At 75.3% G+C, this 14285-nt stretch carries 2 protein-coding genes (1 of these 2 running past the window's edge); both read right to left on the reverse strand.

Annotated elements, in window-relative coordinates:
- A complete protein-coding gene (locus tag ADK86_RS45795; protein ID WP_234346137.1) occupies window positions 1-7155 on the reverse strand; it encodes a type I polyketide synthase in 7155 nt (2384 codons plus the stop codon).
- Window positions 7155-14285, reverse strand: partial view of a type I polyketide synthase gene (locus ADK86_RS43460; RefSeq protein WP_234346139.1) — the 3' portion only. The gene runs 14124 nt beyond the window's last position; the window shows 7131 of its 21255 coding nt (coding positions 14125-21255); the start codon falls outside the window, past its right edge; the stop codon is at window positions 7155-7157. Before ADK86_RS43460 ends, ADK86_RS45795 begins: the two co-directional genes overlap by 1 nt.

Consider the following 14285-nt stretch of genomic DNA (forward strand, 5'->3'; position numbering starts at 1 on the left):
TCAGCGCTCTTCGGGGGCATTGCCGTCAAGTGCCGCCTGCACCAGGTCGGCGACGTCCATCGCGTCGATCGACTCCTCGTAGGCGTCGGTCTCCGGCGCTCCGGCGGCCTGGCCACCGGCCGCCGCGGTCTGTTCGGCGGCGAGCTTCATCAGGGGCTCCAGTACGCCGATCTCCCGCAGCTGGTGCAGCGATACGGAGGCGAGCAGGGCCCTGATGCCGGCCGCGTCCGGGTCGCCGTCGCCGGTCCCCTCCCCCGGCCCCGCGTCGGGTACGAGCAGGCTCAGGAGGTGCGCCGCCAGGCCGGCGGGGCTGGGGTGGTCGAAGACGAGCGTGGCGGCCAGGCTCAGTCCGGTCGCGGCGCCGAGCTGGTTGCGCAGTTCGACGGCGCTCAGGGAGTCGAAGCCGAGGTCGCGGAACGCCCGGTCGGCGCCCACCGCGTCGGCCGTGGGGTGGCCGAGTACGGCCGCGGCCCGGGTGCGCACCAGGTCCAGTACGGCTTCGGAGCGCTTGGCGGGCGAAAGGCCCGTCAGCTTCTCGCGCAGCGCGTCGCCGGTGGTGTCCTCGCCGGTGCCGTCCGCCGCCGGGTGTCCGGCCGCGGCCGGCTCGCCGAGGAGCGGGCTGGGCCGTACAGCGGTGAAGGAGCGGACGAACTGCTCGCGTTCGATGTCGGCGACGACCTCGGTGGGCCGCCCGTCCAGCACGGCCCGGCGCAGCGCCACGACGGCGAGGTCCGGGTCGAGCGGGCGGATGCCGGTACGCCGGGCCACGTCCGCCGCCCGGTGGCCGGCGGCCATCCCGTCGCCGCCCCACACGCCCCAGGCGATCGAGGTGGCGGCCAGGCCCTGGGCGCGGCGCTGTTCGGCGAGCGCGTCCAGGAAGGCGTTGGCGGCGGCGTAGTTGGCCTGGCCGGCGTTGCCGACCGCGCCGGAGGACGAGGAGAACAGGGCGAAGACGGCCAGGTCCCGGTCGCGGGTGAGGTCGTGCAGGGCCAGGGCCGAGGCGGCCTTGGCGTGGAAGACAGCCTCGTAGCGGTCGGGGGTGAGGCTGTCGAGGACACCGTCGTCCAGGACGCCCGCCGTGTGGATCACGCCGGTCAGCGGTGCTTCCTCGGGGATGCCGGCCAGGACTGCCGCGAGCGCGTCGCGGTCGGCGGCGTCGCAGGCGGTGAGGGTGACCTCGGCGCCCAGGGCGGTGAGTTCGGTCCGCAGTTCGTCGGCTCCGGGCGCGTCCGGGCCCCGGCGGCTGAGGAGCAGCAGGTGCCGGGCGCCCGCCTCGGCGAGGCGGCGTGCCACGTGGGCGCCCAGGGCCCCGGTGCCACCGGTGATCAGGACGGTGCCGGTGGGGTCCCACTCCGCCGTGCCGCGTCCGGCCGGTACGGGGACCAGCCGGCGGCCGAGGGCGGCGGAGGGCCGGACCGCGATCTGGTCCTCGCCTCCGGGGGCCGCGAGGATGTCGGCGAAGCGGGCCGTGGACCGCTCGTCGAGGGTGTCGGGCAGGTCGACCAGGCCGCCCCAGCGCTGCGGGTGCTCCAGCGCGGCGACCCGTCCCAGACCCCAGACGGCGGCCTGGGCGAGCCCGGGTACCGGCTCGCAGGGCGCGGCGGCGACCGCGCCGCGGGTGACGCACCACAGGGGTGCGGCGAGGTCCGCGTCGCCGAGCGCCTGGATCAGGGCGGTGGTCAGGGCCAGTGCCCCGGGGGCGTCCGCGCCGGGCGCGGGCGTGGTGGCGAGGGCAAGCAGGGACACCACTCCGGTGAACGCGAACCCGTCGGCGGCCAGCGCACGCAGCCGTTCGGCGAGCGCCGCGCGGTCGGGGTCCGCCACTTCCAGGCGTACGGTGTCCGGTCCCAGCGCGGTGACGGCGTCGGCGGCCCAGGGGTCGTCGGCGTGTCCGGCCGGGAGCACGGCGAGCCAGGTGCCTGCCGGGGTGCGGGCGGGCTGCGGGCTCAGCGGCTGCCAGGTGATCTGCTGCCGCCAGCCGTCGACGGTGTTCTCCTCGCCGCGCCGGCGGCGCCAGTCCGCGAGGGCGGGGAGCACCTTGGCCAGCGCTTCGCCGTCGACGTTCAGCGTCGTCTCCAGCGAGGCGAAGTCGGCCTCGCGCACCGCCGTCCAGAAGCCGTCGTCCTCGCCCTGCGGCGCTGCGGAAGCGTCGCCCGGCAGGGTGGCGGGCCAGTACCGCTGGTGCTGGAAGGGGTAGGTGGGCAGGTCGTTTCGGCGGGGCCCGGTGGCGGTCCCGGCGAGCAGGGCGTCCCAGTCCGGGGCGGCTCCGTCGGCGTACAGCCGGGCGAGGGCGGTGACCGCGGATTCCTGCTCGCCGCGGTCCTTGCGCAGCACCGGTACGGCCAGGGCCCGCGACGCGAGGGCGTCCAGGGTGTCCTGGGCCATGGCGCACAGCCCGCCGTCGGGGCCGAGCTCCAGGAAGGCGGTCACGCCGCTCTCGGCGAGGGTGCGGATGCCGTCGCCGAAGCGGACGGCCTCGCGGACGTGGCGCACCCAGTACTCCGGAGAGCACACCTGTTCCTCGGTGGCCGCCTCGCCGGTGACGTTGGACACCAGCGGGATGCGCGGGGCGTGGTAGTCCACGCTGCGGGTGACCCGCCGGAAGTCGTCGAGGATGGCGTCCATGTGCAGTGAGTGAAATGCATGGCTGACCCGCAAACGCCTAGTCTTGCGCCCGTCGGCGGTGAGTTTGTCCGCGATGTCCAGGACGGCGCCCTCGTCGCCGGAGAGGACCACCGACCGCGGCCCGTTGACCGCGGCGATCGACACTCCCGCGGTCAGCAGGGCCGTCACCTCCTCCTCGGTGGCCTGGACGGCGACCATGGCGCCGCCGGACGGCAGGGCGTTCATCAGCCGGGCCCGCGCGGCCACGACCTTGCAGGCGTCCTCCAGGGAGAAGACCCCGGCCACGTGTGCCGCCGCGATCTCGCCGATCGAGTGCCCGGCGGCGAAGTCCGGGCGGATACCCCAGGACTCGACCAGGCGGAACAGCGCCACCTCGACGGCGAACAGCGCGGGCTGGGTGTAGCCGGTCTCGTTCAGCCGCTCCGCGTCCTCGGACAGCACGTCCCGCAGGGGGCGGTCCAGTTCGGTGTCCAGGTGCGCGGTCACCGCGTCGAAGGCCGCGGCGAACGCCGGGAAGCGGGCGTACAGCTCCCGTCCCATGCCCAGGCGCTGGGTGCCCTGGCCGGAGAACAGCACCGCGAGCTTGCCGCGGCGGGCCGCCGCCTCGCCCTGTACGACCTGCGGTGCGGTGCGGCCGTCGGCGAGCGCGGCGAGGCCGGCCAGCAGTTCGTCGCGGTCGCCCGCGAGGACGGCGGCGCGGTGGGTGAAGACCGAGCGGGTGGTGGCCAGCGCGCGGGCCAGGTCGGCGGTGCCGAGTCCGGGCCGGGCGGTCACGTAGGAGTGCAACTGCCGGGCCTGGGCCCGCAGTGCCTCCGGCGCGGCGGCCGACACGGGCACCGGCAGCGGGCCGTGGGCCTCCACCGGTCCGGTGGCGGCCGCCGGTTCGGGCTGCTCGAACTGCTCGATGATCACGTGGGAGTTGGTGCCGCTGGCGCCGAAGGCCGAGATGCCGGCGCGCCGGGGGCGGCCCGTACGCGGCCAGTCGGCCGCCTCCGTCAGCAGCTCGACGGCGCCGGAGTCCCAGTCCACGTGCGCCGACGGCGCGTCGACGTGCAGGGTCCTGGGCAGTACGCCGTGCCGCATGGCCTGCACCATCTTGATCACGCCGGCGACACCGGCGGCGGCCTGGGTGTGACCGATGTTGGACTTCAGCGACCCGAGGTACAGCGGCAGTTCACGCTCCTGCCCGTACGTGGCCAGCAGCGCCTGCGCCTCGATGGGGTCGCCCAGGGTGGTGCCGGTGCCGTGCGCCTCCACCGCGTCCACGTCGCCCGGTGCCAGCCCGGCGTCGGCCAGGGCCCGGCGGATGACGCGGCGCTGCGAGGGGCCGTTGGGCGCGGTGATGCCGTTGCTGGCGCCGTCCTGGTTGATCGCCGAGCCGCGCAGTACGGCCAGGATCTCGTGGCCGTTGCGGCGGGCGTCCGAGAGGCGCTCCAGTACGAGGACGCCCACGCCCTCGGACCAGCCGGTGCCGCTCGCGGAGTCGGCGAAGGCCCGGCAGCGGCCGTCGGGCGCGAGGGCGCCCATCTCGCCGAACTCGACGAAGTTCACCGGGCTGGACATCACCGTCACACCGCCGGTGAGCGCGACGGAGCACTCGCCGTTGCGCAGTGCCTGGGCGGCCAGGTGGAGCGCCACCAGGGACGACGAGCAGGCTGTGTCGACGCTGACGGTCGGGCCTTCCAGGCCGAAGTGGTAGGCCACCCGGCCGGACAGCAGGCTGGCCGACTGCGCGGTCTGCGCGTGGCCCAGCTGGCCCGCCTCGGGCCGGTAGTCGCCCGAGCCGCCGCCGATGAACACGCCGGTGTCACCGCCGCGCAGCCCGGCCGGGTCGATGCCCGCCCGCTCCAGCGCCTCCCAGGATGCTTCCAGCAGGATGCGCTGCTGCGGGTCCATCACCATGGCCTCGCGCGGCGCGATCCCGAAGAACCCGGGGTCGAAGTCGGCCACGTCGTAGAGGAAGCCGCCTTCGCGGACGGCGGTCCGGCCGCGGCCGTCCCGGTCGCCGTTCAGCAGCGTCTCCAGGTCCCAGCCCCGGTCCACGGGGAAGCCGCCGATGGCGTCCACCTCGCCGACGGCCAGCTGCCACAGGTCCTCGGGCGAGCGGACCCCGCCCGGGTAGCGGCAGCTCATGCCGACGATGACGACCGGGTCGTCGGCCGCGCCCCGCGCCCGTACCGCGCCGACGGCGGGCAGCGCGTCGCCGTCCTCGCCGAAGAGCTCGGTCCGCAGGTGCCCGGCCAGCGCCTCGGCCGTCGGGTAGTCGAAGACGAGGGTGGCGGGCAGGGACAGGCCGGTCGCCGTGGCGAGCTGGTTGCGCAGGTCGACGGCGGTCAGCGAGTCGAAGCCGAGGTCCTTGAAGGCGGGTCCGGACGGGACGGCGTCGGCGTCGGCGAAGCCGAGCACCGTGGCCACCTCGCCGCGGATCAGGGTCAGCAGCGCCTCGGTCTGCTCGGCGGCCGGGCGGCCGGCGAGCTGGGACCCGAGTCCGGTCGCGGTGCCCTGCCCGGCGTTCTCGGGTTCCGCGAGCGCGGCCCTGGCCTCGGGCAGGTCGGTGAACAGGGCGCCGCGCCGGTTGCGGGTGAAGGCCGGCGCGAACCGGTCCCACCGTACGTCGGCGACCGTCACCGAGGCCGCGTCGGTACCGGCGGAGCGGGAGAGCGCGGACAGGGCCCGTTCGGCGTCCATCACCGGCAGGCCGTTGACCCGCAGGTGCGCGGCCAGGCTGTCGTCGGTGGTGTCCGCCCAGGCGCCCCAGGCGACGGACAGGGCCCGCAGTCCGCGTGCGCGGTACCGCCGGGCGAGGGCGTCCAGCAGGGCTCCGGCCGCCGCCTCCGCGCCCCGGCCGCCGGCACCCCAGGTACCGGCGATCGAGGAGCACAGGACGAAGGCGCCCAGGGGCCGTTCGCCGGCCGCCGCTTCGGCGACGGCCGCCAGGTTCTCCACGGCCGTGTGCAGCGTGGCCAGGGCGGCGCCCGGCTCGCCGTCGCCGGACAGTGCTTCCGCGTCGGCATAGACGACGGCGGTCAGCGGTGCCGTGGGCGGGAGTGCGGTGAGGGCGGTCAGCAGCGCGTCGCCGTCGGCCGGGTCGCAGGTGACCCGCGTCAGCTCGGCGCCCAGGCCGTCGAGCTCGGCGGGCAGGGCGTCCGTCTCGGGCGTGGCGGGTCCGGCCAGCAGGATGTGCCGGGCGCCTTGTCCGGCGAGCCAGCGGGCGCAGTGCCCGCCGGTGCCGGACGCGCCGCCGACGACCAGGACCGTGCCGGACGGCTGCCACGGGGCCGACGAGGCGTCGGCAGTAGCCCGCACCAGCCGGCGTCCGAAGGCGCCGGAGGACCGCAGTGCCACCTGGTCCTCGCCGCCCGTACCGGACAGCACCGCACGGAACCGGTCCGCCGAGCGCCGGTCGAGGACGTCCGCGATGTCGATGAGGCCGCCCCAGTGGTCGGGGTGGTCGAGGGCCGCGACCCGGCCCGCTCCCCACACCGCCGCCTGGGCGGCGTCCACGTCCGTCTCCGAGCGGCCCACCGCCACCGCGCCACGGGTGACGTACCAGAGGCGGGCGCCGATACCGGCGTCGGCCAGTGCCTGTACCGCCGTGTCCGGCCAGGCCGCCCCGGCGGGAGCGACGCCTTCGGCGGTCCGGATGGCCAGGAGGGAGACGACTCCCGCGAACTCCTGGCCCGGTGCGGCGAGTTCGGCCAGCCGGGTGGTCAGCTCCAGAGTGTCGGCCGGGTCGGCCTCGACGCTCACGGCGTCGTCGCCGAGGGCCGCGACCACGGACGCGGTCCACTCGTCGTCGGGACCGCCCGCCGGGACGAGCGCCAGCCACGGCCCGGAAAGCGTGCTCGCCGAGGTGCCGGTGAGCGGCTTCCACGTCACCTGGTAGCGCCAACCGTCGACGGTCGAGCGCTCGACGCGCTTGCGGCGCCAGGCGGACAGGGCTGGTACGAGGGCGCCCAGCGCGGAGTCGTCCAGGTCGAGGTCGGCGGAGAGCGCTGTCAAATCCTCGCGCTCCACCGCGTCCCAGAACTCGGCGTCCACCGGAGCCTGCGAACCGTCCGCCGGGCTCGCCGCGGGCGCGGTCTCCGGCCAGAACCACTCCTGCTGGAAGGGGTAGGTGGGCAGGTCCACGCGGCGGGCGCCGGTGCCGTCGAAGACGCCGGACCAGTCGATGCCGACACCGGTGACGTACAGCTGCGCCAGCGCGGTGAGCAGCGCGGTCTCTTCGGGGCGGTCCTTGCGCAGGGCGGGGACGGCCACGGCCGCGTCGTCCAGGCTGTGCTGGGCCATCGCCGTCAGCACCCCGTCCGGGCCCACCTCCAGGAAGACCGAAGCGCCCTCGGCCTCCAGCGCGCGGACACCGTCGGCGAACCTCACCGTGTCCCGTACGTGCTGCACCCAGTAGCCGGGCGTGCAGACCAGTTCCGCGGTGGCGAGTTCGCCCGTCACGTTGGACACGAGCGGGATACGCGGGGCCTCGTACGCCAGCCCCTCGGCCACCTGCCGGAAGTCCGCCAGCATCGGGTCCATCAGCGGCGAGTGGGGGTCTTGCGGCCCTCGTCGGCGAATTCCGCCGCGATCCGCAGGACCGCATCCTGCGCTCCGGAGATCACCACCGACTCCGGGCCGTTGAGCGCCGCGATCGACACTCCGTCGGCCAGCCGCGGCCCGACCTCGCCCTCGGTGGCCTCGATCGCCACCATCGCGCCGCCCTCCGGGAGGGCCTGCATCAGCCGGGCGCGGGCTGCCACCAGCGCACACGCGTCCGCGAGTGAGAACACCCCGGCCACGTGCGCCGCCGCGATCTCGCCGATCGAGTGACCGGCCACGAAGTCCGGGCGTATACCCAGCGACTCGGCCAGCCGGAACAGCGCCACCTCGATGGCGAACAGGGCCGGCTGCGTGAACCCGGTCTCGTCCAGGCCCTCCGCGTCGCCGAAGATCACGTCCCGCAGCCCGGCGTCGAAGTGCGCCAGTACCGCGTCCAGCGCCTCGGCGAACACCGGGAACCGGCCGTACAGCTCGCGGCCCATCCCGGCACGCTGCGCGCCCTGGCCCGAGAACAGCATGGCCAGCTTGCCGTCGGTCTCCTGGGCGATGCCGCGGGCGAGTTCCCGTACGCCCGTACCGTCGGACGCGAGGACAGCGCGGTGGGTGAACGCCGACCGGCCGGTGGCGAGGGAGTGGCCCACGTCGGCGGGCCGGAGGCCGGTCAGCGCCGTGACCCGCTCGATCTGTGCCGCCAGCGCGGCCTCGGACTTGGCCGACACCGGCCAGGGCACCAGGCCCGGCACCGTGGTGGGCTCGGCCGCCTCGGGCTCCTCCGCCTCCGGTGCCTGCTCGATGATGACGTGGGCGTTGGTGCCGCTCACGCCGAAGGCGGAGACACCGGCCCGCCGGGCGTGGCCGGTCTCGGGCCACGCCTGCTCCTCGGTGACGAGCGAGACCGTGCCGTCCGACCAGTCGACGTGCGAGGACGGGGCGTTGACGTGCAGGGTCTTGGGCAGCACGCCGTGGCGCATGGCCAGGAGCATCTTGATGGTGCCCGCGACGCCCGCGGCGGCCTGGGTGTGGCCCAGGTTGGACTTGACGGCGCCGAGCAGCAGCGGGCGCTCCCGGTCCGGCCCGTAGGCGGTGATGAGGGCCTGTGCCTCGATGGGGTCGCCGAGGGTGGTGCCGGTGCCGTGGGCCTCGACCACATCGATGTCGGCGGGGGTGAGGTCGGCGTCGGCGAGGGCCTGGCGGATGGCGCGCTGCTGGGCCCGTCCGCTGGGCGCGGTCAGCCCGTTGGAGGCGCCGTCCTGGTTGACGGCGGTGCCGCGCACGATGCCCCACACCTCGTGGCCGTTGCGGCGGGCGTCGGAGAGCCGTTCCAGGACGAGGACGCCCACGCCCTCGGACCAGCTGGTGCCGTCGGCGGCGTCGGCGAAGGGCTTGCAGCGGCCGTCGGGGGCGAGCCCGCCCTGCACCGTGAACTCGGTGAAGGAGTCGGGGCTCGACATGACCGAGACGCCGCCGGCCAGTGCGAGGGTGCACTCGCCGCTGCGCAGGGCGTTCGCCGCCATGTGCAGGGCGACCAGCGCGGAGGAGCAGGCGGTGTCGACGGTGACGGCCGGGCCCTCCAGGCCGAAGGCGTAGGAGAGGCGGCCGGACAGGACGCTGGCGGTGTTGCCGGTCGCGACGTGGCCGCGGATGTCGGTGTTGCCGGTGCTCCGGCGCAGGACCGTGGCGTAGTCCTGGCCGTTGGTGCCGACGAAGACGCCGGTACGGCTGCCGCGCAGGGTGGCCGGGTCGATGCCGGCGCGTTCGAAGACCTCCCAGGAGGTCTCCAGCAGCAGGCGCTGCTGGGGGTCCATGGCCAGGGCCTCGCGGGGCGAGATGCCGAAGAACGCGGCGTCGAAGAGGCCGACGCCGTCGAGGAATCCGCCTTCGAGGGTCGCGGAGCCGCCCTGGGCGAGGGCGTCCAGGTCCCAGCCGCGGTCCGCGGGGAAGCCGGAGATGGCGTCCTCGCCCCGGCCGAGCAGCTGCCAGAGGTCCTCGGGGGACCGGATGCCGCCGGGGAAGCGGCAGTTCAGGCCGACGACGGCGATCGAGTCGTCGTCGGCGGCGCGGCCGCCCGGTGCCGGGGCGAGCCGGTCGGAGTCGGGCAGGGCGCCCTGGAGTTCGGCGAGCAGGAAGTCGGCGAGGGCGGTCGGTGTCGGGTAGTCGTAGACGAGGGTCGCGGGCAGTTTCAGGCCGGTGGCGGCCGTGAGGGTGTTGCGCAGTTCGACGGTGGTCAGCGAGTCGAAACCGAGGTCGCTGAAGGCGCGGTCGGCGCCGATGCCCGAGGTGCCGTTGTGGCCGAGGACCGCGGCGACCCGGGTCCGTACGAGATCCAGCACGAAGCGCGGGCGCGCGGCCGGGGAGAGTCCGGCGAGCCGCTGCCGCAGGGCCGGTTCCCGCAGGGCGGCCTCCGGTGCCCCGGCGGACGCGGTGGCCCGGCGCAGTTCGGGCAGGTCGCCGACGAGGGGGCTGGGGCGCGTCGCGGTGAACACCTCCGCGTAGCGCTGCCAGTCGATGTCCGCGAGGGTGAGCGTCGCGGCGCCCTGCTCGATCGCCTGCCGCAGGGCGGTGAGGGCGAGCTGCGGCGGGAGCGGGGTGTAGCCGCCGCGGCGGATGCGTGCCTGGACGTCGGTGCCGTCGGCCGCCATGCCGTCCTCGGCCCAGGGGCCCCAGGCGATCGAGGTCGCGGGCAGGCCGTGGGCGCGGCGGTGTTCGGCGAAGGCGTCGAGGAAGGCGTTGGCCGCGGCGTAGTTGGCCTGGCCGGGTGCGCCGAGGGTGCCGGCGACGGAGGAGAAGAGCACGAAGGCGCTCAGGTCCAGGTCGCGGGTGGCCTCGTGCAGGGTGCGGGTCGCGGTGACCTTGGCGTGCAGGACGGAGGTGAACTGCTCGGGGGTGAGCGTGTCCAGGGTGCCGTCGTCGACGGTTCCGGCGGTGTGGAAGACCGCGGTGAGCGGGTGCTCTTCGGGGATCGCGGCGAGTACGGCGTCGAGCGCGTCGCGGTCGGCGATGTCGCACGCCGCGAGGGTGACCCGTACGCCCGTGTCCTCGATCTGTGCGGCCAGTTCGCCCGCGCCGGGCGCGTCGGCCCCGCGGCGGCTGACCAGCAGCAGGTGCTGCGCGCCCGCTTCGGCGAGCCAGCGGGCGACGTGTCCGCCGAGGGCGCCGGTGCCGCCGGTGACGAGCACCGTACCGGTGGGGCTGAACGTGCCCGCCCCGGAGTCCGGCGTGACGCGGTGGTGCGCCAGGCGGCGGGCGAAGGCCGCGGTGGTGCGGACGGCGATCTGGTCCTCGCCGCCGCTGTCGGCGAGGACGGTGGCCAGGCGGCGCAGGGTGGTGCTGTCCAGCTCGTCCGGGAGGTCGATGAGACCGCCCCAGCGCTGCGGGTGCTCCAGCGCGGCCACCCTGCCCAGGCCCCAGACGGCGGCCTGGGCGGGGCGGGCCGGGTGTTCGGCGCGGTCGACGGCCACGGCGGTGCGGGTCACGCACCACAGCGGCGCATCGATTCCGGCGTGTCCCAGGGCCTGGACGGCGGTCGCCGTCAGCAGCAGGCCCTCGGTCGCGGTGTCCGCGTCGCCTTCGCCGGCTGTTGCCGGCAGGGACAGGACACCCGCGAATCCGCCGTGTTCGGCGGACAGTTCGCGCACCCGCCGGGCCAGGTCCCGGCGCTGCGGTGCGGTGATGTCGATCCGTACGGCATCGGTGCCCAGGGCGCCGATGACCGCCTCGGTCCACTCCCCCGCCCCGTCGGCCGGCACGAGCACCAGCCAGGTGCCGGACGGGCGTCCGCCGGCGGCCGGGCCGGTCAGGGCCTTCCAGGTGGTCCGGTAGCGCCAGCCGTCGACGGTGGAGCGCTCCCGGCTCTTGCGCCGCCAGGAGGAGAGGGCGGGCACGACGGCGGTGAGGGTGTCGTCGTCCAGGTCCAGCGAGGAGCCGAGGGACGCGAGGTCCGCGCGCTCCACGGCCGACCAGAACTCCGCGTCCGCCTCGTCGGCGGGGTGGGCGGGTGCGGCTGTTCCGGCGGTCGCCTCGGGCCAGAAGCGTTCGCGCTGGAAGGGGTAGGTGGGCAGGTCGATCCGGCGGGCACCGCTGCCCGCGAACACGGCCTCCCAGTCGACCCGTACCCCGTGGAGGTGGAGCCGGGCCAGCGCCGTGGTCAGCGCCGGGGCCTCCGGCCGGTCGCGGCGCAGCGCCGGTACGGCGGTGGCCCGGTCCTGCTCACCGGTGCCTTCGCGCACCGCGCCGCTGAGTACGGCGTCGGGGCCCAGCTCGAAGAAGGTCGTCACGCCGTGCTCGGTGAGGTGCCGTACGGCGTCGGCGAAGCGGACCGTGCCGCGGACCTGCCCGGTCCAGTACTCCGGCGCGGCCAGTTCCTCATGCGTGAGGAGGGCGCCGGTGACGGTGGACACCAGCGGCACGGTGGGCGCGTGGCAGGTGACGGAGCCGACGGCGCGGGCGAAGTCCGCGAGCATCGGGTCCATGTGCGGCGAGTGGAAGGCGTGGCTGACGCGCAGCCGCTTGGTGCGGCGGCCGAGCTCCTTGAAGTGCGCCGCCACGGCGAGGACCGCGTCCTCGTCGCCCGAGACGGTCAGCGAGCCCGGGGTGTTGACGGCGGCGATCGCGGCCCGTCCCTCGTACGCGGTGAGCACGGCGGCCACCTCGTCCTCGGTGGCCTCGACGGACGCCATGGCGCCGCCCGGGGGCAGGGCCGCCATCAGGCGGCCACGGGCCGCGACGAGGGTGCAGGCGTCCTCCAGGGAGAGGACCCCGGCGGCGTGCGCGGCGGCGAACTCGCCGATGGAGTGGCCCGCGACGTAGTCGGGGCGCAGGCCCCAGGACTCGGCGAGGCGGAACAGGGCCACTTCGAGGGCGAACAGGGCGGGCTGGGTGTAGCCGGTGTCGTCCAGCAGGTCGGCCTCGGGCGTGCCCGGTTCCGCGAACAGGATGTCCCGCAGCGGGCGGTCGAGTTCGAGGTCGAAGCGGGCCAGTACGGCGTCCAGGGCCTGGGCGTAGACGGGGTGGGTGTCGTAGAGCTCGCGTCCCATGCCGGGGCGCTGGCTGCCCTGGCCCGTGAAGAGGAAGGCCAGCCGGCCGCGGTCCGGGCTGCCGGTGAGCAGCGCGCCGTCGGCGTCCGCGTCGCGCAGCGCGGTCAGGGCCCGGATGAGGGCGTCGGGGTCGTCGGTGACGACGGCCGCGCGGTGCTCCAGGGCGGAGCGGGAGGTGGCGAGGGAGAACGCGAGGTCGGTGAGCGGCAGGCCGGGGTGGTCGGCGAGGTGCGACAGCAGCCGTCCGGCCTGGGCGCGCAGGCCCGCCTCGGTGCGTCCGGACAGGACCAGCGGTACGGGAGCGGGCTCGGCCGGGCGGACCGGCGCGGTGCCGGTGGCGTCCTCGGCCGGCTCCTGCGGGGCCTGTTCGAGGATGGTGTGGACGTTGGTGCCGCTGAGTCCGAAGGAGGAGACGCCCGCGCGGCGCGGGTGGCCGGTGTCCGGCCAGTCGAGCGGCTCGGTGAGCAGGCGGATGGCGCCGGAGCTCCAGTCCACGTGCGAGGAGGGCCGGTCGATGTGCAGGCTCCGCGGCACGGCGCCGTGGCGCATGGCCATGACCATCTTGATGACGCTGGCCACGCCGGACGCCATCTGGGTGTGCCCGATGTTGGACTTCACGGAGCCCAGGAGCAGCGGGTGCTCGGGGTCGCGGCCCTGGCCGTACGTGGCGAGCAGGGCCTGTGCCTCGATGGGGTCGCCGAGGGCGGTGCCGGTGCCGTGGCCGTCCACCACGTCGATGCCGTCCGGGTCCACCTTGGCGTTGGCCAGGGCCTGGCGGATGACGCGCTGCTGGGACGGGCCGTTGGGCGCGGTCAGGCCGTTGGAGGCGCCGTCCTGGTTGACGGCGGAGCCACGGATGACGGCGAGGACCTGGTGTCCGTTGCGGCGGGCGTCGGAGAGCCGTTCGACGAGGACCAGGCCGACGCCTTCGGCCAGGCTCATGCCGTCGGCCTGGTCGGAGTACGCCTTGCAGCGGCCGTCGGCGGCCATCGCGCGCTGCCGGCTGAAGCCGACGAAGGCACCGGGCGTGGACATGATGCTGACGCCGCCCGCGAGGGCCAGGGTGCTCTCGCCGTTGCGCAGCGACTGGCAGGCCAGGTGCAGCGCGACCAGGGACGAGGAGCAGGCGGTGTCCAGGGAGACGGCCGGGCCCTCGAAGCCGTAGGTGTAGGAGAGGCGGCCGGACAGGACGCTGGAGATGGTGCCGGTGATCAGGTGGCCCTCGGCGTTCTCCGGGCTGCCGGCGCCGGCGCCGTAGTCCTGGTAGCTGGCGCCGATGAACGTACCGGTGCTGCTGCCTCGCAGGGCGGCGGGGTCGATCCCGGCGCGCTCCATGGCCTCCCAGGAGGTCTCCAGCAGCAGGCGCTGCTGGGGGTCCATGGCCAGGGCCTCGCGGGGCGAGATGCCGAAGAAGGAGGCGTCGAAGTCGGTGGCTTCGTGGAGGAAGCCGCCCCGGGTCGAGTAGGTGTGCCCGGCCCGGTCGGGGTCGGGGTCGTACAGGCCCTCGGCGTCCCAGCCGCGGTTGGTGGGGAACTCGCCGGTGGCGTCGCCGCCCTCGGCGACCAGGCGCCACAGGTCTTCCGGCGAGCCGATGCCGCCGGGGTAGCGGCAGCTCATGCCGATGATGGCGATGGGCTCGTCGTCCGCGGCGGTGGCGGTGCCGGTGGCCGTGGCGGTGGTGCCGGTGGCGGACCCGGCGAGCGACTCGCGCAGGAAGGCGACGAGGGCGAGCGGGTTGGGGTAGTCGAAGACCATGGTGCTCGGCAGGGCGAGCCCGGTCACATGGGCGATCCGGTTGCGCAGGTCGACGGCGGTCAGCGAGTCGAAGCCGACATCGCGGAAGGCACGCTGTTCGGAGAGCACGTCGGGTGAGGCGTGGCCGAGCGCGGTGGCCGCCTCGGTGCGCACCAGGTCCAGCAGGAGCCGGTCCTGCTCGACGGGGGCCAGCCCGAGGAGCCGGGTGGCGAACTCGCTGCCGGTGTCCGCGGTCTCGGTGGTGTCCTCTTCGAGCCGCTGCACCTCGGGCACGTCCTCGAAGAGCCGGGTGGGCCGGGCGGCGGTGAAGACGGGGTGGTA

This window comes from Streptomyces sp. NRRL F-5755 (assembly GCF_001279365.1).
In the GTDB taxonomy this organism is placed as follows: Bacteria; Actinomycetota; Actinomycetes; order Streptomycetales; family Streptomycetaceae; genus Streptomyces; species Streptomyces rimosus.

Bases quoted from the DNA above. Each gene is read 5' to 3' on its own strand.
- ADK86_RS45795 (WP_234346137.1), bottom strand. From the start codon at position 7,155: ATGGACCCGATGCTGGCGGACTTCCGGCAGGTGGCCGAGGGGCTGGCG.